Origin of the sequence: Comamonas sp. AG1104, from assembly GCF_003350425.1 — a bacterium.
Lineage (GTDB): Bacteria > Pseudomonadota > Gammaproteobacteria > Burkholderiales > Burkholderiaceae_C > Comamonas > Comamonas testosteroni.
This window is the reverse complement of record NZ_QQAS01000002.1, coordinates 117,338-140,013: the sequence shown is the minus strand read 5'-3', so window position 1 is coordinate 140,013 and position 22,676 is coordinate 117,338. Positions and strand designations below refer to the sequence as shown.

General features: G+C 64.9%; 17 protein-coding genes. 7 read left to right on the top strand and 10 right to left on the bottom strand.

The features are described from left to right. Positions 1 to 63: 63 nt before the first annotated feature. From ntrB to DFO48_RS05225, 6 genes are all read right to left on the bottom strand, one after another. On the bottom strand, positions 64 to 1,056 hold the full coding sequence (gene ntrB / locus DFO48_RS05250) for a nitrate ABC transporter permease (protein WP_114862780.1): 993 nt from the start codon (positions 1,054 to 1,056) through the stop codon (positions 64 to 66). Between the two features lie 26 nt (positions 1,057 to 1,082). Continuing rightward, on the bottom strand, positions 1,083 to 2,354 hold the full coding sequence (locus DFO48_RS05245; protein ID WP_114862779.1) for a CmpA/NrtA family ABC transporter substrate-binding protein: 1,272 nt from the start codon (positions 2,352 to 2,354) through the stop codon (positions 1,083 to 1,085). 260 nt (positions 2,355 to 2,614) lie between these two features. Further along, a complete protein-coding gene (locus DFO48_RS05240; protein WP_114862778.1) occupies positions 2,615 to 3,889 on the bottom strand; it encodes a nitrate regulatory protein in 1,275 nt (424 codons plus the stop codon). A gap of 57 nt (positions 3,890 to 3,946) precedes the next feature. Further along, complete coding sequence (locus DFO48_RS05235; protein WP_114862777.1) at positions 3,947 to 4,372, bottom strand: DUF2809 domain-containing protein; 426 nt, start codon at positions 4,370 to 4,372, stop codon at positions 3,947 to 3,949. A gap of 12 nt (positions 4,373 to 4,384) precedes the next feature. Beyond that, positions 4,385 to 5,413, bottom strand: coding sequence for a tripartite tricarboxylate transporter substrate binding protein (locus tag DFO48_RS05230; RefSeq protein WP_114863102.1), 1,029 nt, complete (start codon positions 5,411 to 5,413; stop codon positions 4,385 to 4,387). 194 nt (positions 5,414 to 5,607) lie between these two features. After that, a complete protein-coding gene (locus DFO48_RS05225) occupies positions 5,608 to 8,469 on the bottom strand; it encodes an Hsp70 family protein (protein ID WP_114862776.1) in 2,862 nt (953 codons plus the stop codon). 196 nt (positions 8,470 to 8,665) lie between these two features. Between DFO48_RS05225 and DFO48_RS05220 the strand changes: the two genes are divergently transcribed. Then, the gene (locus tag DFO48_RS05220) at positions 8,666 to 9,697 is read left to right on the top strand and encodes a porin (protein WP_034348296.1); all 1,032 of its coding nucleotides are present in this window, start codon (positions 8,666 to 8,668) and stop codon (positions 9,695 to 9,697) included. A 356-nt stretch (positions 9,698 to 10,053) separates the two neighbouring features. Here DFO48_RS05220 and DFO48_RS05215 read toward each other — a convergent pair whose 3' ends face one another. Next, complete coding sequence (locus DFO48_RS05215; protein WP_114862775.1) at positions 10,054 to 12,030, bottom strand: Hsp70 family protein; 1,977 nt, start codon at positions 12,028 to 12,030, stop codon at positions 10,054 to 10,056. A gap of 3 nt (positions 12,031 to 12,033) precedes the next feature. Beyond that, positions 12,034 to 12,723 carry a DUF2760 domain-containing protein gene (locus DFO48_RS05210; RefSeq protein ID WP_003074288.1) on the bottom strand — a complete coding sequence of 230 codons (690 nt, stop codon included), beginning with the start codon at positions 12,721 to 12,723 and terminating at the stop codon, positions 12,034 to 12,036. Positions 12,724 to 13,188: 465 nt separating this feature from the next. Here DFO48_RS05210 and DFO48_RS05205 point away from each other — a divergent pair, with 465 nt between their 5' ends. Continuing rightward, entirely contained in the window at positions 13,189 to 14,100 is a 912-nt protein-coding gene (locus DFO48_RS05205; RefSeq protein ID WP_003074290.1) for a transporter substrate-binding domain-containing protein, read from the top strand. Between the two features lie 123 nt (positions 14,101 to 14,223). Here DFO48_RS05205 and DFO48_RS05200 read toward each other — a convergent pair whose 3' ends face one another. Further along, positions 14,224 to 15,144: a LysR family transcriptional regulator gene (locus DFO48_RS05200; RefSeq protein WP_114862774.1), complete on the bottom strand. Its 921-nt coding sequence runs from the start codon at positions 15,142 to 15,144 to the stop codon at positions 14,224 to 14,226. Positions 15,145 to 15,314: 170 nt separating this feature from the next. On the opposite strand from DFO48_RS05200, the gene DFO48_RS05195 reads away from it, so the two are divergent. The 5 genes from DFO48_RS05195 (at position 15,315) to DFO48_RS05175 (ending at position 20,044) form a co-directional block, all read left to right on the top strand. Then, entirely contained in the window at positions 15,315 to 16,739 is a 1,425-nt protein-coding gene (locus DFO48_RS05195; RefSeq protein ID WP_003074294.1) for a VOC family protein, read from the top strand. Beyond that, entirely contained in the window at positions 16,736 to 17,977 is a 1,242-nt protein-coding gene (locus DFO48_RS05190) for a PLP-dependent aminotransferase family protein (protein ID WP_114862773.1), read from the top strand. The genes DFO48_RS05195 and DFO48_RS05190 overlap by 4 nt, the downstream gene beginning before the upstream one ends. Positions 17,978 to 18,038: 61 nt before the next feature. Next, on the top strand, positions 18,039 to 18,230 hold the full coding sequence (locus tag DFO48_RS05185) for a hypothetical protein (protein ID WP_233506332.1): 192 nt from the start codon (positions 18,039 to 18,041) through the stop codon (positions 18,228 to 18,230). A 137-nt stretch (positions 18,231 to 18,367) separates the two neighbouring features. Then, positions 18,368 to 19,243, top strand: coding sequence for a hypothetical protein (locus DFO48_RS05180; RefSeq protein ID WP_114862772.1), 876 nt, complete (start codon positions 18,368 to 18,370; stop codon positions 19,241 to 19,243). Positions 19,244 to 19,336: 93 nt separating this feature from the next. Further along, complete coding sequence (locus DFO48_RS05175; protein ID WP_003074301.1) at positions 19,337 to 20,044, top strand: riboflavin synthase; 708 nt, start codon at positions 19,337 to 19,339, stop codon at positions 20,042 to 20,044. Between the two features lie 57 nt (positions 20,045 to 20,101). On the opposite strand, the gene DFO48_RS05170 is transcribed toward DFO48_RS05175, so the two are convergent. After that, positions 20,102 to 22,585: a heavy metal translocating P-type ATPase gene (locus DFO48_RS05170; RefSeq protein ID WP_114862771.1), complete on the bottom strand. Its 2,484-nt coding sequence runs from the start codon at positions 22,583 to 22,585 to the stop codon at positions 20,102 to 20,104. Positions 22,586 to 22,676 lie beyond the last annotated feature (91 nt).

Here is a 22,676-nt window from a genome sequence, read left to right as displayed (position 1 = left end):
CCGAGCCATCGGTGGTGCCCCCTTGAGGGGGTGACGCGCCCGAGGGCGCGGCTCAGGGGTGGGTTAAGTCTTCACCTCTTCAAACGTAAAGGCCGAAGCCAGCTTGACCAGGGCCCACTCCAGCACCAGGCCCACGATGCCGATCACGAAGATGGCGATGATGATGTTCTTGACGTTGAGGTTGTTCCATTCGTCCCAGACCCAGAAGCCTATGCCCACGCCGCCCGTCAGCATCTCGGCGGCCACGATCACCAGCCAGGCCGTGCCCACGGCCAGGCGCACGCCGGTCAGCATATAGGGCAGCACGGCAGGAAACAGAATGGTGGTGGCGATCTTCCACTCCGACAGATTGAGCACGCGCGCCACATTCATATAGTCCTGGGGCACACGCTGCACGCCCACGGCGGTGTTGATGACCATGGGCCATATCGAGCAGATGAAGATGGTCCAGATGGCTGCCGGATTGGCGCCCTTGAACACCAGCAGGCCGATCGGCAGCCAGGCCAGCGGCGACACCGGACGCAGCAGGCTGATCAAGGGGTTGAACATGCGCGACAGAAAGCTGAAGCGCCCGATCACGAAGCCCAAAGGAATGCCGACCAGCGCCGCCAGACCGAAACCCAGGGCCACGCGCTGCAGCGAGGACAGCACGTTCCAGCCCACGCCCTGGTCATTGGGGCCGTTGCGGTAGAAGGGATCGCTGAACACCTGCAAGGCCTGCTCCCAGGTCTCGGCCGGGGTCGGAATGCTCTTGCCGGTGCTGCTAGAGACCAGCGACCACAGCCCGACCAGCAGCGCCAGCCCCAGCAGCGGCGGCAGAGCCTGACCAAATAGCTGTTCAGCCCATTGGCGCAAGCGGCCGGGTGCCACCACAACCGGAGCCGTGACTATCGCTTTGGGTTTGATATCTTTTTGCACTTCAGCCTTTACAAGTTGTGCGCCAGCAGCTATCTCTTTTGAAGTTTCGAGCAGCGCATCATTGGCCGCCTGGGCTGCCAGTTGCGGATCGTGCGGGGGATCGAGTTCGAGCGGTGAGTGAAGTACGGCACTGACCATGGTGGTTCTCCTGTCGGGTGGCGGCCTCAGGCCTTGATCTTGAAGCTGTCGGCATACTGGGCAGGGTTCTTGCCGTCCCACACCACGCCGTCAATCAGCTTGCTGGTGCGCAGTACATCCTTGGGCACGCTGACCTTGAGCTGGCTTGCCGCCTGCTGGTAGAGGTCGATGCGGTTGATCTGCTTGGCCACGGCCAGATAGTCGGGATGGGCCTTGAGCAGACCCCAGCGCTTGTGCTGGGTGAGGAACCACATGCCGTCCGACAGATAGGGGAAGTTCACGGCACCGTCGTTGAAGAACTTCATGTGGTTGGGGTCGTCCCAGGTCTTGCCCAGGCCATTCTGGTAGCGGCCCAGAATGCGCTGGTTGATGGCGTCCACACTGGTATTGATATAGGACTTCTGGGCCACGGTTTCGGCCATCTTCGTCTTGTTCTGCAGGCTGGCGTCGATCCAGCGGCCGGCCTCCAGAATCGCCATCATCACGGCGCGGCACGTGTTGGGATTTTTCTGCGCGAACTCGCCCGTGGCGCCCAGCACCTTCTCGGGGTGATCCTTCCAGATGTCCTGTGTGGTGTTGGCCGTAATGCCGATGCCATCCATGATGGCGCGATGGTTCCAGGGTTCGCCCACACAGAAGCCATCCATATTGCCCACGCGCATATTGGCCACCATCTGGGGCGGCGGCACGGTGATCAGCTTGGCCTCGGATAAAGGGTTGATACCCGCAGCCGCCAGCCAGTAATGCATCCACATGGCGTGGGTGCCAGTGGGGAAGGTGCCGGCGAAGGTGTATTCGCGCTTTTCCCTGGCCATGACCTTGGCCAGACTGGCTCCGTCGACCGCGCCCTTGTCGGCAAGGGCCTTGGACAGCGTGATCGCCTGGCCGTTGTTGTTCAGCCCCATGAGCACGGCCATGTCCTTCTTGGGGCCACCCACGCCCAGGTGCAGGCCGTAGACCAGGCCGTAGAGCACATGGGCGAAGTCCAGCTCGCCGTTGACCAGCTTGTCGCGCACGCCGGCCCAGCTCGCCTCCTTGCTGAGAACGATCTTCACGCCGTACTTCTGATCGAAGCCCAGCACAGAGGCCATGACCACGCTGGCGCAATCGGTCAGCGGGATGAAGCCGATCTTGACCTCTTTCTTCTCCGGCGCGTCGGAGCCTGCGGCCCAGGCGCCATGGTGGCCCAGCGTGCCATAGAGGGCGGCAGCGCCGGCCACGCGCAGAAACTCACGCCGGCCACCGGCAGATACGGGCTCGGGAGCAGGAGCAGTAGACGAAGGAAGGCGCTGGCTCATGAGAAAACTCCATCAAGAATCGTGGTGAAGGCGATCCGGAAAACAAAAAGGCGCCCTTCCCTCCTCGGGTGTGAGGAGAAAAGGACGCCGTTGTCCCAGGTCACTCGTAATAACGCTTTAAGCGCGACCGCCTTTGGTCTGCTTGACATCAACAGTCATGCACAAACCATGCCAGACCTTGATCAGAGGCGGAGCATGCTTTGCGCTTCCGGTTTTGGCCCATATTTGGTGCAGCGCAACAAACACCGAGCTGCCAAGCGCTATGAATTGGTGCTGCCCGGCAGCAGGTCCACCGTGGCCAGAATCGCTTCGGCCACATCCAGCATGCGCCGGTTCTGGTTCATGGCCGTCTGGCGGATCAGCTTGTAGGCATCGCCCTCGCTGAGCTGGCGGTAGTTCATGAGCACGCCCTTGGCCCGCTCTATGGTCTTGCGCTCCTTGAGCGTGGCACGTGCCTTGTCGATTTCGGTCTGCATGTCCTGCAGCCGCATGGATTGCTCCTGCACCAGCAAGACGATGCTTTTCTCGAGCTGCAACCCGTACGCACCCTCGGCAGGCAAGGAGGCAGTTGACTGCGTGCCCCCCAGAAAGGCCGCAGCCGCTTCGGCGCGAGTCCCGGGCTGCGGCTGCATCTCCAGCAGCGCCAGTTGCTGGCTCAGCGCCGCACCGGCCTGCTCCAGCTTGCGCAGACACTGGGTCTGCAGCTCCTCGGCCAGGAATGCCTCAATCTGGTGCATGGCATCGAGCCGGCTGGAGCAGGCTTCGAACCAGGGTGCGCTCAGGCCGCGGTCCAGCGGCAGGCCGTCACCGGCCGTGCAACCCATACGACGCAGCCGCTCGATCACCGTCATATCGGGGCAGGCCCCGCATTGCTGCTGCCAGCGCTCCATCCCCGAGGGGCTTGCGAAATCCGCAAACACCTGAAAGCAGCGCTCCTGCGACTCGATCAGATGCAGCCAATGGCGCTGACGCTCCGTCCTGCCGACCCCTGCGGTAAACGCCGCAACTCCCGTGGCGCGCTCCTGGCCCGCCAGCTCCTTGCCCTGCATGAAATGAAACAGCGCCACCAGCAATTTCGCGATATCGGGATCGCAAGCGCTGTCCGCCGCCTCGAACACCACGGTCAGGCAGGCCGCAATCATGCGGATCAGTGCCTGTGTGCAATCCTCGGCACTGAGCTGCAGCGCATCGCGCCGGCGGCGCAGCAGCGGCAGGGCTTCAAAGCCTTGCAGCGCATTGGCGATCGCATTGAACAAGCGAGCGCCATGCGCGCCCGGCGCCCGCGCGCCCAGCTCTTCAAGCGCAAGGCAGACCCGCTCCATGACCCGGTCCACATGAAGGCCATGGTCGAGCAGGCTCTGCTGCGCCTGTGCTCCGCCGCTGACCAGAAAGATATTCGAGAGCCCGCGCTCTTTCTGCAGCGCATGGACGAGCTCGGACATGCTCGCCACCAGGCTGCTGGCGCGGCTGATCTGCTCCAGCTCGGCAATCTCGCTTTGCCTTGCAGCCACCAGATAGTGCAGAGGCGTTTTCATGGGGTAGTGCTTGTCGTCATGTTGATGCCATGGACGATCAGCACATTTCATGCCATCTCAGGCAAGGCGACGCTGCCGCCTCTCCCAGAACCAGTCCACCATGACGCCCACACCGATTCCCACGACATAGGCCAGCAGATCCAGGGGGTCGAAGCCGTTGCCCAGCACCAGATAGGCCAGCTTGTTGGCACGCAGGGCCTGCATCCAGGGGGCCTGATAGAGCTGCAGGAACTCGATGGCAAAGGCGATGACCAGTGACCATGCCATGAGCTTGCCGCGCGTGATGGCCGGCCGCAGCCAGGCCACGCACAGCAGCACCACCCAGGCCCAGAGCGCATCGCCCGGATAGTTGCCCAGCACGGCGGGAAAGGGTATGTAGCCCCGGCGCGAGGCCAGCCCGATGGCAATGACCACCGCAATGAGCAGGGTCAACCCCGCCCGTGAGCGACGAAAGGGCCCGGCAGCGGCCAGATGTATCAACAAGCTGCGTCCCCTTTAGTCGATATGCGCGCCGGAGTCCTTGACCACCTGCTTCCAGTACGCCAGCTCGGCCGGCAGCATGGCCTTGAAGCTTTGCGGCGTGGACTCCACGCGCTCGGCGCCCAGAGTCTTGAGGCGCTCGGCCATCTCGGGCCTGGCCAGCACCGTCTTCACGGCCTGATAGAGCTTGTCCACCACCGGCTGCGGCGTACCGGCCGGTGCGAACAAGCCGTACCAGCTGGTCACGGCCAGGCCCTTGCCCAGCACGGGTATCTCGGGCGCCAGCGAGGTCGGCCTGTCTGACGCCACGCCCAGCACGCGCAGCTTGCCGCTGCTGACAAAAGGCATCACGCCGGGAAAGCTGCCAAAGGTCACCGGCAACTGGCCGGCCACCACATCGGTGGCGGCAGCCGACGCCCCCTTGTAAGGCACATGCAGCAGGCTCACGTTCTTCTGCTTCTTCAGCATCTCGCCCAGCAGATGGTTGAGCGTGCCGTTGCCGGCAGAAGCGTATTCCACCTTGCCCGGATGCGCCTTGGCGTAGGCCACCAGCTCGTCCAGATTTTTGGCCGGAAAGTTCGGGTTCACCACCAGCAGATAAGGCGCGACGGCCAGCTGCATTACGGGGGTGAAATCCTTGATGGGATCGAACGGCACCCTGGAATAAAGCGCCGGATTGATGGTGTAGGCGCTTTGCGCCGTCACGAGAAAGGTGTAGCCGTCGGCCGCGCTGCGCGCCACTTGGCCCGTGCCCAGATTGCCGTTGGCACCGGCGCGGTTTTCCACGATGACAGGTTGGCCCAGCGAATTCTCCAGCCCCTGCGCCACGGCTCGCGCAATCACATCGTTGGCACCGCCCGGTGCCTGGGGCACGACAAAAGTAATCGGCTTGGCAGGCCAGTTACCGCCCTGCGCCAATGTTTGCGTCAGAGGAGCCGCCACCACGGCAGCCACCGCCGCCAGCAGTAGCGGGCGGCGTTGGTTTGCAGAGATAGACATAGCGTTTCGCGCCATCTCGGTGCGCGCAGCTTCTTCAAACTTCATGGCAATCATTTCCTGTGGTGGTGGACATGGATGCTGCCAGCCCTCCATGCTGGCCTGCCGTCCATGCAACAGACCATTCTTGCATCGCTCGCGGGGCGGCCTGAACAGCACTCACTGTTCGGCCATCGTGTTTGGCAGGGGCTGCCTCCTGCAAATGCAGTGACTCCAAGCCTGGCTGCGGCGGCACGGCCTCGTCACAGCAGCACCAGACCCGGCGGCAGGCTGTCGCCCAGGCTGCGCTTCTGGTCCTCGGCTTCCATCTGCACCACCTGCTCGACCATAATCAGCCAGCGCTCAGGCGCACCGCTGCTGCGCATCTTCTCCAGCACCTGCGCTCTGATGGCATCGGGCAGGTCGCGCGCGCGGTCGCCCGTCATGCGGGCCATCTGCACGGCAGCAAACATCGCGGTTTCGTTCTTGCGCCAGTCCTGGGCCAACGTGGCGTTCAGGAACTCCAGCGCCGCCTCGGGCGGCATCACCAGATGGGCGTTGGCGGCCAGCGATTGGCGTGCCGCCAGGCGGCCTATGGCCCACCAGGTCTGCACGGTTTCATCCTCGCGCCTGAGACGCTGCAGCATCCACTGCCCCATTTCCTGGCGGTACTGCCAGGGCACTGCCTCCATGGCCGCGAACAGGCGCAGCATGTCGTCATAGCTGCCATGGCTGGATTTGCCGCGCGTATTCTGCTGCACGGCTTTTTGCATCTGAGCGGCCACGTCTTCGAGCAGCTCCATCTGCCGGGCCTCGTTCAGACCCGCAGCCACGCGGCGCCAGAACACCCACCACTCCGTCCAGTTGGCAGCCTCTTTGGCATGACCCAGGCCCTGGCCATACAGGGCCCAGACCTGGTCTATGCGCCAGCCATCGAGCTGCGCCCCCACGCCGGGACGCAGACACCAGCCGGCAAGGTTGAACCAGACGCGCTCGTGGTCGGCCGTGCGGCGGCGGCGCCTGGAACGGGCCAGCAGTGCATCGAACAAGGCACGCAGCAGGTCCAGCTCCCAGCCCTCGCGCGGGCCGAGGACTCTCTCGAGCGACTGGCGCAGCTGGCGCACTTCCCGGGCCGTCACCTCCTGCGCCTGCGTGCCGAAGATACGGTCCAACAGTGACACGGCTTCGGGCAGCCTGGCTGCCAAAGAATCAGACTGTTTTTGGCCTTCAGCGCTTTGCCCACCCGCACTGCCAGCTATGGGCTCCGAAGCCGAAGCACCGCGTACAGCAAAGGGCAGCAGCCAGGACTGGCCCGCATCCTGCACGGCGACGCAGCGCACTTCCAGCGTGCCGACCTCGCTCATGCAGGCTTGCAGTTGCACCTCGACCTGGGCCGCAGAGCTGCCTTCGGGCGCTGGCAGAACGGTGGCCAGTGGCGGCAGCTCTACCCAGCCATCGCCGGTCAAGGGTGCAATCTGTCCGGCCTGCACGGGCGCGTGGCTCTGGCTGTTGGCCAGCAAATTGAAGCGCACGGCCTGGCCCAGCTTGAGCGCAAAACGCCGGCCAGAGAGCACCATGCGCACGCCCTCTTCCGTGCCACGCGGCAGCAGGCACAGGCCTTGCGGAGCCTCGCCCCTCTTGCCCGGCAGCAGCAGCCAGTAGCTGCGCGCCGAACCGCCGCCAATGCGCGGCACCATGGGCTTGATCGCTGCCGACGCTTGCCCGGCGCGTGCTGCCGGCTGATTGGGCGCAGCAATCTGCGCCACCGCCAGCTCTGCCTGATGGCGGGCCAGTCCGTAGGCCGCAGCACCGCGCGCCACGGCCCAGTCCGGGTGCGGGTTGTGCAGCACGCGCACCGGGCTGCCGCGCCACCGGTCAAGCAATTGCGTCAGACGCTGCACCATGGCATGGGCATGGAACACGCCGCCGTTGAGCAGCACGGTATCGGGCAAACCTTCACTTGCATGCTGGGCAAGAAAATGCGCCAGATGACGACTGATGGCCGCATCGGCCGGATAGGGCAGACCAAAGCCGCGCAGCGCGCCCTGCCGCCTGGCGGGCATATCGCTCATCTGCACAACCGGCAAAAAGCCGTCGACCACCGACTGCCGCACCTGCTCGCGGGTCAGCGTGACGCTTTGGGTAGCGGCCAGCAGTTTGCTGCCGCCCCCCAGCAAGGTGATGCCGATCTGCTCTGGGGCGTTCTGCGCCAGCAACTGCTCCTTGGCCATGCGGCAGCGCTGGACCAGTTGGGCAAAGCGCTGTGCAGGGAGCTTCTGCCCTTCGCCAGCAAATGCAGATTCGAGTTGGTGAGCCAGCGCCAAATCCATGTTGTCGCCGCCCAGCATCAGGTGCTCGCCGACGGCCGTACGCGTCAGCGTGGGCAGGCTGCCGTCAGCCGATGCATCCACGCGAATCAGCGTCAGATCGGTAGTTCCCCCGCCCACGTCCACCACCAGCACCAGCCGGCTGTCCGCCAGTTGCGCGGCCAGCTCATTGCCCTGCAGCACCAGCCAGTCGTGAAACGCGGCCTTGGGCTCCTCCAGTAGCTGCACGCGCGGCAGACCCGCCATCTGCGCGGCCTCCAGCGTCAGCGCACGTGCACCTTCGTCGAACGAAGCTGGTACCGTCAGCACCACGCTTTGCTGGTGCAGTGGCGCTTCGGGATGGGCTTTGTCCCATGCTGCTCTCACATGGGCCAGGTAGGAGCTCGACGCCGCCAGCGGCGATACCTTGGCCACGTCCTCGCCAGCCCCCCAGGGCAGGATGGCGGCCGTGCGATCCACGCCGGTGTGCGAGAGCCAGCTTTTGGCACTGGCCACCAGCCGTCCCGGCACGGCAGCCCCCAGATCTCGCGCCCAGCGGCCTATGACGGCAGGCGCCGCTTCATCCGCGCCCTGCGGCGGCCAGGGCTGCTGCCAGGCCTCGCCCAGCTCGCCCTTTGCAGCCTGATAACGCACCGAAGGCAGCAGAGACTGAGCCACGACCTCGCCAGCCGTGTTGCGCTGCGGAATATCGAGCAGTGCGATATCGCCAGTCGCACCGTCCAGCGCAACGCTTGCCACGACCGTGTGGCTGGTGCCCAGGTCAATGCCGACGGCGTAGGTGGGGCGAGATGGATGCATGGGATGAGGCGAGGACACGTAAAACTGTGTCGCCGATCGTAACAAGAGCCGGATGCCCGAACCGCCTGCCGGGATGAGCTGCTGCCGCGACAACAACTGTCCAAAGCAGTGCACGGTGGCTGGCACGGGATTTGCCTTGTAACAAGCGCGCAGGTTCGCGCAAGTTTCATAGCAAAGATCGAAGGCTAGTCGCTACATGCCAGTCAAAACAACAACTGTGTCTCGTGTCCTCCTCGCCGCTCTGGCCACCGCCGGAGCTTCCGTCGCGCTCGCACAAAGCAGCGTGCAGATCTATGGCCGTCTCAATACCTCGGTCGAGCATCAGAAGGTCGGAGGCAGCAGCCTGACCGGGCTCTTCAACAACAACTCGCGCTTTGGCTTTGTGGGCAGCGAAGACCTGGGCGGCGGCCTCAAGGCCGGCTTCCAGCTCGAATCCGGCTTCGAATCCGATACCGGCGCCGGTACCGGCAGCACCGGCGCCCTGGCCTTTCAGCGCCAGAGCGAAGTCAACCTCTCTGGCAGTCTGGGCAAGCTGCGTCTGGGCCGTTTTGGTGCTGCCACCTATTTCGGCATTGCCGACTATGGTGCGCTGGATGAGCCCAACCACGACACCGGCTCTATCGCCGATGCGCTCTACGACTACGTGATGCGCAACACCAACAAGATCGCCTACCGCAGCCCTGTGATGGCCGGACTGACCTTGGAAGCTCAGGCATCGCTACACGAAAAGACGACAGGCGCCGTGCAGAAGAACGGCTACGACCTCTATGCCAACTGGGAACGCGGCCCGTTGGCCCTGGGTGCGGGCTTTACCCAGCTGGGTGACGACAAGCAGTTTGCCCTGCGCGGCCACTACATCTGGAATGCGCTGCAGGTCGGTGCCTACTACCAGCGCTCGGACAACGGCTCGGGCTCGCTGTGCAGCAATGGCGGTGCCGGTTGCGGCACGCGTGACGCTGCGCGCGTGACTGCGGCCTACCGGGCCGGTGCTTCGGAGCTTGCCCTGGGTTATGGCTGGGCGAGCCGATGGAGCCATGTGCCCGGCAGCAGCGCGCGCCAGTGGATTCTTGGCTACAACCACCACCTGAGCAAACGCACCAAGCTCTATGCCGCCTACACGCGTATCGACAACGGATCCGGCGTGGCCTATGGCTATAACTTCAAGGGTGGCGTGGGCTACGGGCAGGATGCCAGCAGCCTGAGCATCGGTCTGCGCCACGCGTTCTAGACCTCTGCTTGAGCGGCGGGCGCGTGCCATGTTGCTGGTGGGCGTGGCGCGCGCCCTGCTTCCTCAAAAAATGAGCTGATCACGCTTTCCGTGATTGATCCAGAGGCAGATCTGGCTTGAAGTCCCTGCATCAGATCGCTTCTGCCACTGGCTTGCTTGGGCGACATGCTTTGATCACGAGCAGACATGCAACCGCAAACCCCGGTGGGACTTACGCAAACAAGAATGCAACAAGGGCCTGCCTGCAAAAGCAGTCGCCTTGCCTGAACCCGTTCTGCGCAAGTCGTGTCCAGAACAAAAAAAAGCCCGCCAACCAATCGGCCAGCGGGCTTTCGCCGTCAAGCAACTCAGCGGCCTTACTCGGCAGCCTCCGCTGAGGTTTCCGCGCGCACATCGAATTCCACCTTCCAGCGCTCGCTTCCACCCACGGGCACGGCATTGAGCTCCAGGGTGCCGATATCGGTCACGCGCGCCTCCAGGGTCACGGGCACCACCTCGCCGGCCGCACGGCCGGCGGCGGGCAGATTCAGCTCGATCTCCTGCAGCTCCACCAGCTCTTCGGGCGACCAGAAGTCCAGCATGGTGCCGACCTGATCGGCGCGGCGCACGGACGAGCCGAAGAAGCGCAGACGCACGGGCTCGCCCACGACCAGGCCGAACTCTTCGTCAGGCAGCGCGATTTCGGTGCCCTCTTCCATGCCGAACGGTGCCAGACACAGAGCGGACAGGGGCGGCTCCATGCCTGGGATGGCGGGCATATTGCTCTCCACGCCCACGTAGTAGGACTGGGCCGTGCCGCCGCGAATGCGCACGCCGCGGCCGCTGGTGGCGATATGGCCGTAATAGGCCGCACCGCGCGCCACGGCCAGATCGAGGTTGGCACCGTCCAGCAGTCGCGCAGGCTCGCAGGCCTCGTCATCCAGCCAGCCGTTGATGACTTCCAGAATGCGCTGCTCGATCTGGGGTGCCTTGAGCACGCCGCCGTTGAACAAAATGGCCGTGGGGTGCAGAAAGGTCGAGCCTTCGATCTGCTCACCGTTCAGACCGTCAATCTCGGCCAGCGCATTGACCTGGCGGCTCAGAAAGGCCGCCAGATGGCGCGTGACGGCCGCATCCTGCGCATAGGGCAGGCCCAGCTGCGTGAGCGCGCCGCGCGCACGGGTCTTGGGCTTGTCGCTGACGGCCACCTTGGGGAAAAAGCCCTCGACCAGCATGGCCAGAACTTCGTCACGCGTGACTTCGGTGCGGATACTGCCACCGATGAGCTTGCTGCCTCGGCTGGGCACAACCACAGGCACAGCCTGCAGATTGGCGTCGGCCAGCAATTGCTCCTTGGCTGCGCGGCAGCCATGGGCCAGCGCCCGGGTTTGCCAGGCATCGAGCTGCTTGCCCTCGGCCGCCAGCTTGCGCGCCACGCCATAGGCCAGGGCCAGATCCATGTTGTCGCCGCCCAGCAAAATGTGCTCGCCCACGGCAATGCGCTGCAGCTCCAGATTGCCTTCGCGCTCCAGCACGGCGATCAGCGAGAGGTCGGTGGTGCCGCCGCCCACGTCCACGACGAGGATGATGTCGCCATGCTTGACCTGCTTGCGCCACTGGCCGCCGCTGGCCTGGATCCAGCTGTACAGCGCGGCCTGAGGTTCTTCGAGCAGCGCCAGCCTGGCAAAGCCCGCGGCCTTGCAGGCCTCGGCCGTCAGCTCGCGCGCAGCGGGGTCGAACGATGCCGGGATGGTGACGGTAATGTCCTGCTGGTCAAACGGGGCCTCGGGGTGGGCCTGCTCCCAGGCGCGGCGCAGATGCTCGAGATAACGGGTGGAGGCAGTCAGCGGCGAAATGCGGCTGACTTCCTCCGGTGCATCCGCGGGGAGAATGCCGGCGCGGCGATCGACGCCGGGGTGGCAGAGCCAGCTCTTGGCGCTGCTGACCAGACGGATGGGCGTGGCCGCGCCACGGCTGCGGGCGAATTCGCCGGTGATGAAGTCGCCGGGCGCGCCGGGCAGACTGCGCTCGGCTTCGGTCAGTTCGCTCTCGTGCGGCAGATAGAGAAAGGACGGCAGCAGGGGCCTGGCCTCGACACTGCCGGGAGCCGTGAGCTGGGGAATGTCCAGCACGCCCTGCACCACCTTCTCGCCATCGCTGGCGATCTTGTTCACATAGGACAGCGCGCAGTGGGTGGTGCCCAGATCGATGCCGATGCTGTAGCTAGCGCCGGCAGATGGAGCATCGGCCTGGCCAGCAGCGCTTTGCGGCTGAGCGACAGCAGCCACGGAGTCAGCCACGGGCGCGGCCTGGGCGGCCGCACCCGATGCGGCGATGGAAGCAAACATATTCATGGTTTACAGCTCCACTTCGGCCTGGGCGATGACCTTGGCGGCCTGAATGTCGGTGAGCTGGGGGAGCTTGACCTCCGTCACCAGCCAGCCGCGGTGGGACAGCGTGCCGGTAAACGGCGGCTGGCCGACCACATTGCCCGTCAGTCGCACGGCAGCAGCGTCAAAACCGGCCTGCAACGTAATGCGCGAGCCTTCGGCTTCGCTGCACACGGGGGAGAGCGTGAAATGCTCGCGCAGCACCTTGCGGCAGCCTTCATGCACCACGCGCGCAGCCGCGCCGATCTCGGCATCGGTATAGGGCGCGACATCTTCCTGAATGAAGTCCACAAAACGGGCCTCGCGCTGCATCAGGCCCAGCAGTTGCAGGGCGGCGCTGTCGGTGGCGACGAGCTTTTCCACCTCGACGGTTTTTTCGATCAGCTTCTCGACCGGAACCTCGACGCGTTTTTCGACCGAAACCTCAACGGTCTTTTCCACGATTTTTTCGACCGGCACTTCGACGCGAACCTCGACGATCTTCTCGACCGGCACTTCCACGCGCACTTCCCTGGGGGCGACGTCGGCGGCAAAAGCCTCACCGGCGCGCACACGGGTCACGTCAGCAGCCAGGCGACCGTTACCGAGAATGGCAAAGAAACTGCCGATCGCGATGGCGATGCGGCTCAGGAATGAGGGGGGGGTATTGGCAGTCATGGAGTCTGTCTCAAAACGGGTTCACGCATGCAGAGTCATTCTGTGGCGCCCTTGCGAGCTGCGCTGCGCGAACCGAAAACGGAGCCGGACCAGGCGGCAGCGACACGACCGGCCCTGGCGGCACAAGGCTGGACGCGCCGCAAACGATGCGCGCGGGCCTGTGCAACAGGCGCAGATATTACCCAAAAAGCCCGATCTGCCCTCCCGCTATGGCTTTGCCGCACCGGCTGCCGCGCCTGGAAGCGCGCTGCAGGGTCATACGCCGCAAGCATGACCTTCTTCCGTTTCATCGTTATGAAGCGGCCGCTATTTGCCCGATAGTTGATGCAGTATCTTGACAAACAGGCAGCCCCGGAATCGGGCCTTGCCAATTCATGGGCTGCAGGCAATGCGCGGCACCATGGACGACCGCACAACAACTGCATTGCGTTTTCGAGACGCCCACTTCCCGAGGAGACTTCCCCCATGCGCCTGATGACCGCGAACATAACGCTGGCATGTACCGCCCTTGTAGCCGCCATGGCCGCCTCCGGCGTCCATGCCCAGACCGCCCCTGGCAGCACGCTGGAGAAGCTGCAAAAGACCGGCAAGGTGGTCATAGGCGTGCGCGAAAGCTCGGCCCCCATGGCCTATGCCATAGGCGCCAACCACCGCTTCACCGGCTACCACGTGGAGTTGTGCGAGAAGGTGCTGGCCCAGATCGCGCCCAGCGCCAAGATCGAATACATGGCCATCACCGCGCAGAACACCATGCCGCTGGTGCAGAACGGCACGGTGGATCTGGGCTGCGGCCCCACCACCAACAACCTCAGCCGCCAAAAGCAGGTCTCGTTTGCCGTCACCACCTATGTCAGCCAGGTGCGCATGGCCGTGCGTGCGGACTCGCCCGTGACCTCGTTCAAGCAGCTGGACGGCAAGACCGTGGCTGCTTCGGCAGGCACCACCGCCGTGCAGCTGCTGCGCAAATACAGCCATGACAACAATGTGAAGCTGCCGACCCAGCTGGGCAAGGACCATTTCGAGAGCTTTCTGATGCTGGAGTCCGGCCGCGCTGACGCTTTTGTGCTTGACGACAATCTGCTGGCCGGCGTGATCGCCAACTCCAAGGACCCCAAGGGTTACAAGATCGTGGGCGAGGCGCTGGGATCGGAGCCCATCGCGCTGCTGATGCGCAAGGACGATCCCGGCTTCAAGAAGGCCGTGGACGATGCCCTGGTGCGCATGATGAAGTCCGGCGAAGTGGCGAAGATCTACGACAAATGGTTTATGCAGCCCATTCCGCCCAAGGAGATGCCGCTGAACCTGCCCATGAGCGAGACGCTCAAGCAACTGCTGCAAGCGCCCAACGACAAGCCGCTGGAAGCCTACAACAGCTGAAGCGACCGCTAGACTGCGCCTGGAGTCCTGCTTTATTGATAGCTTGTTACGCTTTCCAAGCAAGCATTTCAGACATATTCATAGCTGAATCCATTGAAGGAGCTGCGCTGGCAGCTCCTTTTTTCATTCCAGCTGCGCAGAACAGGCAAACTCCTGGGCGACCTGCTTGAGCCAGCCCTGGAAAGCCTGCAGCGGCGGATAGGCCGAGCGGCTGGTCGGCCAGGCCAGGTAGTAGCGTTCGGCGCTTTCCACCTCTGGCAGCTGCGGCAGGGCCTGGACCAGATCGCCGGTCTGCAGCTCGCGCTGGATCAGAAACTTGGGCAGCAGCGCCACGCCCACGCCGGCAATCGCCGCCTGCGCCGCCGTGGCGAACTGGTCGAACAGCATGCCCTGCATATCGCCGCCCTGGCAGCCCTGGCTGCCGAACCAGCGCTGCCAGGCGTCGGGACGCGAAGCCAGATGCAGCAGGGGTGCGCGCAGCAGATCCTCGGGCCGGGCAAAGCCATGGCGGGCCGCCACATCGGGGCTGCAGGCCGGCACCACGGTCTCGCTCATGAGGAACTCCAGCTCCGCGCCCGGCCAGTTCGGCAAGCCGAAATGAATGGCCGCATCCACGGCCTCGAGCTGGAAATCGAACTGCGACAGCCGCGTTGTCAGGTTGATGGTGATGCCCGGATGGGCGCTGAAGAACTGCGGCAGCCGCGGCGCCAGCCAGCGCGTGCCGAAGGTCGGCAGGATGGCCAGGTTCAGGCTGCCGCCCTGCGGGTTAGTGCGAAAGCCCAGCGTGGCATTGGAGATGCGCGCCAGGGCTGCGCGTATCTCCTGCGCATAGGCCTGACCCGCAGCGCTCAGGCGCACGGTCTGGCGCTCGCGCACGAACAGCTCGGTACCCAGCCGCTCCTCCAGCGCACGGATCTGGCGGCTGACGGCGCTTTGCGTCAGATGCAGCTCGGCAGCCGCCGCGGTAAAGCTCTGGTGCCGCGCCGAGGCCTCGAAGGCGCAGAGCAGGGACATGGGGGGCAGAAAGCGACGGGATAGCTGCATAGAAGGAACTGGTAAATGGGGGCCGTCAGCAGGTTCATTCCATTTATGTATGACCTGAAGGCGTGATTATCGTTTGACCAAAGTCATGGCGACGCACAACATCCTGCATATTCCTGCGGCCACGCCAGCGGCGCGGCCATCCCACGACCCCAAGACCCTTCTGTTTTGTCATGAGCGCCACGCCCCACGCCTCCTCCACCGCTGCCCGATTTGTCTCCTCCAACGAGATCCGCACGCGCTTCTCGCGCGCCATGTCCGAGATGTACCGCAAGGAAGTGCCGCAGTACGGCACGCTGATCGACCTGGTGGCCGATGTCAACGCCGTGGCGCTGCAGGCCGATCCCGAGCTGCGCCAGCGCATGAGCAAAAGCGGCGAGCTTGAGCGCCTGGATGTGGAGCGCCATGGCGCCATCCGCGTGGGCTCGGCCGAGGAACTGGCCACGCTGCGCCGCCTGTTCGCCGTGATGGGCATGGAGCCCGTGGGTTATTACGACCTCTCGGTGGCCGGTGTTCCCGTGCACTCCACGGCCTTCCGCCCCGTGCACGACGAGGCGCTGCTGGCCAACCCGTTTCGCGTCTTCACCTCGCTGCTGCGCCTGGAGCTGATTGCCGATGAGGCGCTGCGCGCGCAGGCCGCCGAGATCCTCCAGCGCCGTCGCATCTTCACGCCGCGCGCGCTGGAGCTCATTGCCCAGGCCGAGCGCGATGGCGGCCTGGACAGCGGCGACGCCGACACCTTTGTGCAGCAGGCCCTGGAGACCTTCCGCTGGCACAGCGATGCCACCGTGGACGCCGCCACCTACAACGCCCTGCAGAAAGCCCACCGCCTGGTGGCCGATGTGGTGTGCTTCAAGGGCCCGCACATCAACCATCTGACGCCACGCACGCTGGACATCGACCTGGCCCAGGCCGATATGCCCACGCGCGGCATGGATGCCAAGGACGTGGTCGAAGGCCCGCCACAGCGCGCCTGCCCTATCTTGCTGCGCCAGACCAGCTTCAAGGCGCTCAAGGAGGCCGTGCGCTTTACCGATGCCGATGCCAATGCCAATGCGGACAGTGCCGGCGCCCATACGGCCCGCTTTGGCGAGATCGAGCAGCGCGGCGTCGCGCTGACACGCAAGGGCCGCGCCCTGTACGACGAGCTGCTGGGTCTGGTGCGCGGCATCGACAGCGCGGGCAGCGCCGCGCCCGACTATGCACACCGCCTGCAACAGGTCTTCACGCAGTTTCCCGACACGCACGAGCAACTGCGCCGCCAGGGCCTGGCTTTCTACCGCTACCGTCTGTCCGAACAGGCTCAGGCTCAGTTGCCCCGGGGCGCTGCCGAGGCAGACCTGGAAGCGCTGATCGACAAGGGTCTGGTGCAGGCCGAGCCGATTACCTATGAGGATTTCCTGCCCGTGAGCGCAGCCGGCATCTTCCAGTCCAACCTCGGCGGCGAGGAACAAAAGCAATACCAGGCCCATGCCGCACAGCAGGTCTTCGAGGGCGCACTGGGCGCAAGCGTGCATGACGAAATCGCCTTGTACGAGGCCTCCGAGCAGCAATCCAGGGCCCAGGTTCTCGCGCTGCTGTCGGGAGTTGCGGCATGAGTCAGGACAGTGCACTGGCCCCCTTTGCCGCCGTGTTTGCCGAGCCTGCCGGGTCGCCGATACGCGAGCTGTTTCCCTATCTCTCGCGCCCCGGCATGATCTCTCTGGCAGGCGGCTATCCATCGCCCAGCCTCTTCGATGCCGAGGGCCTGGCCCAGGCCGCCCAGCAGGCCATGGCCCAGGGCCCGGGCGCGCTGCAATACGGCGCCACCGAAGGCCTGAGCGAGCTGCGCGAAGCCCTGGCGCAGCAGGCGCGCGAGCGCGGCATGCAGGCGACGGCCGCCGACATCCTCGTGACCACAGGATCGCAGCAGGCCTTTGACCTGCTGGTGCGCGTGCTCGTCGAGCCCGGCGACACGGTGCTGGTCGAGGTGCCTGCCTATCCCGCCACGCTGCAGGCCCTGCGTCTGGCGCAGGCGCGCATCCTGCCCATTCCCATGGACGAGCAAGGCCTGCAGACAGAAGCCCTGGCCGATCTGCTGGCCGCACTGCCCGCAGACCAGCGCCCCAAGCTGCTCTACACCGTGCCGAATTTCTCCAACCCGCGCGGCACGCTGCTAGCGGCCGAGCGCCGCGAGGCTCTGGTGCAACTGGCCAGGCAGCACGGCTTCTGGGTGGTCGAGGACGATCCCTATGGCGAGCTGCGCTTTGACGAGCCCGGCGGTGTCCCCCAGGCCATGCCCGGCACCGTGCGCACCGCGGGCGAGCGGCTGGCTGCAGGCGGCTCCAACCCCGTCGTCTATCTGTCCAGCCTGTCCAAGACCGTGGCCCCCGCGCTGCGCGTGGGCTGGATGCTGGCCGACGCGCCGCTGCTGCGCCGCTGCACGGTGGCCAAGCAGACCGCCGATCTGTGCACCTCGCCGCTGACGCAGTCGGTCGCCGCCTGCTACCTGGCCAGCGGGCGCTACCCGGCCACCGTTCAGCGCGCACGTCAGGAATACCAGCGCCGCATGCAGGCCCTGGTCCAGGGCTTGAACGCGGCACCCGACAGCGGCATACGCTGCTCGCGTCCCGCGGGCGGCATGTTCGTCTGGGCCGAGCTGGACCGCCGCATCGACCCGCAAAAGCTCTTCGACGCCGCCGTGGCCCAGGGCGTGGTCTATGTGCCAGGCAAGGCCTTCTATCCGGCCGACCCCGACCTGCACACGCTGCGCATGTCGTTTGCCGCGCCCGAGGTGCCGCAGATCGCGCAGGCCGTGGAGCGCCTGTGCCAGGCCATGCACAGCGCCATGAAATAACGGACAAGCAGGGGGTCATCTGCATCAGACCGGGCCGCGCGGCATAATTGGCGCTTCTTTCATGCCCCACACCATGGCCTGCCTGCACCTGTCCACCGCCGCCCGCCTGCGCCGCTCTGCCCTTGCCGCAGCGCTGCCCGCGCGTGCCTGCGTGCTGCGTGCGCTGCACACCCGCCGCCATGGCATTCCCACCGCATTCGTGAGCCTGAGCGGTGTCACGGCCATGCTTTCCGCCGCCGTGCGGATGGCTTGAAGCACACAGCTCACATCCTCCGCACGGCCTTCCCAAACAGCATTTCCCAGGTGCCTGGGAGAGGTACGTCCACGTCTAAGGCGTCCGTACCGTCACGCGCACCGCATCTTGCTCAAAGGACGATCAGGAGGTCAGCCATGGACATGGAACTCACTCAAAATTTCTTGCGCGGCAAAAATCCCTGTGCCATGGGTTATCGCTGGTTTGTGCGCAACAACCTAGCCGGTGGCGACTACCAGGCCGCCATGGACACCCAGGTGGCCGCAGGCCGCGTGGAAGATGCGCGCTGGCTGCTGGAGAACTTCGGCTCCACCAACAGCGTGCTGGAGCTCGAGCACCTGGAGGCCGACAACTTCGTCTATGCCGGCACCCTGATCGTGCACGGCGATGTGCGCGTCACCGGCCAGTTGCTGGTGGGCCGCAGCCTGCAGGCGGGCGGCGGCATACGCGCCGGCAAGCTCGAAGCGGGCGAAGAGATTCAATGCGGCGGCGCCATCTTCGCGGCTGAGCTGCTGCAGGCCGGCGGCAGCATCAAGGCGGCCTGGAGCGTGGAAGTCGAAGGCGAGCTGCGCGCCGAAGACCTGCGCTGCGGCTGGGAGCTGAGCGTCGGCGGCCATGTGAAGCTCAAGGGCAATGCCCATATCGGCCAGGAAGTGCAGGTGCAAGGCGATATGCACTGCGGCAAGGGCCTGAAGGCAGGCGGCGCCATCGAGGTGCAGGGTCTGCTCGATGTAGGTCATGGCATTGCCGGCAACGACGGCATTCTGTGCGGCAACCATATCCAGGCCGGCTGGGGCATCAAGGCCCAGGGCGATATCCGCGCGGCCTGCAGCATCCGCAGCGGCGAGACCCTGCAGGCTGATGGCGAAATCGCGGCCGGCCCGGGCTATGGCGTGTTTGCCGGCATGAATGTGCAGATGCAGGCCTGGCCCGACTGCGCCTGGGTGCGTGCGCTGAAAAAGCCCGAGGCGCTGATCAGCGGCTTCTGGGAAGGCCGGCCGGCCTTCGCCTAGACGTTGGTCGGGTTAAGGGGCAAACAGGCAAAATAGCTTTTTTGACCCAAGGTCGGCGCCCGGCGTCCGCCTGTTGATAAGAGAGTCTGCCCCGTGTTTACCGGCATCATTCAGGCCGTGGCAAAGATTGCCGCGCTGCGCGACCAAGACGGCCTGCGCACCTTCATCATGGAGTTCCCCGAAGGCTTCTGCCAGGACCTGGCCATTGGTGCCAGCGTCTCGCACGACGGTGTCTGCCTGACGGTGACCGAGAACCTCTCGCCCACCAGCGCCAGCTTTGATGTGATGCTGCAAAGCCTGAACATCACCACGCTGGGCAGCTACAAGGCCGGCGACACGCTCAATGTGGAGCGCGCCGCCAGGGATGGTGCCGAGATTGGCGGCCACCCGCTGTCGGGTCATGTGGACTTCACGGCGCCGCTGCTGGAGGTGATGCAGACCGAGACCAACCACAAGATCCGCTTCGGCATTCCCGAGGCCTTCCGCCCCTATGTGTTTGCCAAGGGCTATATCGCCGTCAACGGCGCCAGCCTGACGGTGGCCGAGGTGAATCGCAAGGAGGGCTGGTTCGAGGTCTGGCTGATTCCCGAAACCCTGCGCATGACGGTGTTCGGCGACAAGAAGGTCGGCGATCTGGTCAATATAGAGATTGAGCGCAGCACCCAGGTGGTGGTCGATACCGTGCGCGAAACCGTGGAAGCCAGCCTGGGCCGGCTCAAGCCCGTGCTCGAAGCCCTGCTGCAGGAAAAAGGCCTGAGCCTCGACGATTTTGTGGATGTACCGCAACTGCCCAAGCCATAACCCCGGATGCGGGGCAAGCGCCGGAACATCTTCCGGCGCCCACCCCATGCCCTGCTTTCAGAGGACGGGCTTGAAGCGCTTGAGCCGCAGCGCGTTGGAGAGCACGAAGACGCTGGACAGCGCCATGGCCCCAGCGGCAAACACGGGCGACAGCAGCATGCCGTTGAACGGGTAGAGCAGACCCGCCGCCACCGGTATCAGCGCCACGTTGTAGGCGAAGGCCCAGAACAGGTTCTCGCCAATGTTCTTCATCGTGGCCTTGGACAGCGCAATCGCATTCGACACTCCCGAGAGGTCACCCGACATCAGCACCACATCGGCAGCCTCGATCGCGATATCGGTGCCCGTGCCGATGGCAATGCCCACATCGGCCTCGGCCAGGGCCGGCGCATCATTGATACCGTCGCCCACATAGGCCAGAGTCCCATGCTCGGCCTTGAGACGCTTTACGGTTTCGACCTTGCCGCCCGGCAGGACCTCGGCCACCACCTCGTCAATGCCCAGCTGTCTGGCAATCGCCTCGGCCGTGTGGCGGTTGTCGCCGGTAATCATGGCCACCTTCAGGCCCAGCGCATGCAAGGCATCGATCGCCGGCTTGGTGGTGGGCTTGATGGGATCGGCCACGGCAATCATCGCCGCCACCTTGCCGCCGATGGCGGCATACAGAGGCGTCTTGCCTTCGCTGCCCAGGCGCTCGGCCTCGGCCGCAAAGCCGTCAACGCTCAGGCCAAGTTCGCGCATGAAGCGGTCGGCACCAATCTCCACCTGGTCGCCCAGCACAACGGCACGCACGCCGAAACCGGTCACCGATGCGAAGTCGCTGATGGATGGAATCTCCAGTCCCTCCGACTTGGCAGCATCGACAATGGCGCGCGCAATCGGGTGCTCGCTGCGGTCTTCCACGGCGGCTACCTGCGCCAGAACGACGGCACGTTCAAACCCCTCGGCCAGCACCAGATCGGTGAGCTCGGGGCGACCACGGGTCAGCGTGCCGGTCTTGTCCACAGCCACTACCCTGGCATCCTTGAGCTGCTGCAGTGCCTCGCCCTTGCGCAGCAACACTCCCATTTGCGCGGCGCGGCCGGTTCCCACCATGATGGAAGTCGGCGTGGCCAGCCCCATGGCACAGGGGCAGGCAATGATCAGCACGGCCACCGCATTGACCAGGGCAAAGCTCAGCGCGGGATCGGGACCCCAGATCAGCCAGACCACAAAGGTCAGCAGGGCCGCAGCCATGACGGCCGGCACAAACCACATGGTGATCTTGTCCACCAGCGCCTGGATCGGCAGCTTGCTGCCCTGGGCCTGCTCCACCATGCGGATGATCTGCGCCAGCAGCGTGTCTGCCCCGACCTTTGTAGCGCTGAAAGCCAGCGCGCCATTCTGATTGACCGTGCCTCCCACCACTTCGGCGCCCTCGGCCTTCTCGACCGGCACGGGCTCGCCGCTGATCATGGATTCGTCGACAAAGCTGTGGCCTTCGATGACCAGACCATCGACGGGAATGCGCTCGCCGGGGCGCACTTCGATCACATCGCCGGCACGCACCTGGGCAATGTCGATTTCCTGCACCACGCCGCCCTTGCGCACGCGCGCAGTCTTGGCCTGCAGCTGCACCAGGCGGCGAATGGCCTCCGAGGTATTGCCCTTGGCACGCGCCTCCAGAAAGCGGCCCAGCAAGATCAGCGCGACGATGACGGCCGCGGCTTCGAAGTACACATTCACCGTGCCTGCGGGCAGCCATTGCGGCACAAAGGTCGCGACCACCGAATAGGCGAATGCCGCCGAGGTGCCCACCGCGACCAGCGAATTCATATCGGGCGCTGCGCGCAGCAGCGCGGGCACGCCCTTCTCGAAAAAGCGCCGACCCGGCCCGAACAGCACCACGGCCGTCAGCACGAACTGGATGTACCAGCTGTTCTGGGTGCCGATGCTGCCCGCAATCCAGTGATGGAAGGCCGGCACCATGTGACCGCCCATTTCCAGCACAAACACAGGCAGTGCGAACACGGTCGCAAAGATCAGCGAACGCTTGAGCGACTCGCGCTCCTGCGCCTGGCGCTGAGCTGCGGCGTCCTCGCCAGTGGCAGCAGCGTCGTGCTGCACGGGTTGCGCTTCATAGCCGGCCTTTTCGATCGCCGCAATCAAGCTGCTCACATCCACGCTGCCCTGCAGTTGCACGCTGGCACGCTCGGTCGCAAGATTCACCACGGCGTTCTGGACACCGGGCACTTTCTTGAGCGCACGCTCCACGCGGCCCACACAGGACGCACAGGTCATGCCGCCCACCTGCAAGTCCACGCTTTGCGCGGGCACCGCGTAGCCTGCTTTTTCAATCGCCGCCACGGCCTGAGGCAGGATGGCCGCAGCCTGCGCCGGATCGGCCACGGTGAGGCTGGCTTTCTCCGTGGCCAGATTGACCACGGCCTCCTGCACACCTGGTACTTTCTTGAGCGCCCGCTCCACCCGGCCCACGCAGGAAGCGCAGGTCATTCCTTCCACAGACAGCTCAAAGGCTCCGCTTTTGGTCAGTGCATTCATCGCGTTCTCCATTCACGTTGAAGGCAACTGTAGAGATTGACATCATGTAAAGGTCAAGCCCTCGGCAAAAAACCTCTACTGGCAGGGTGCA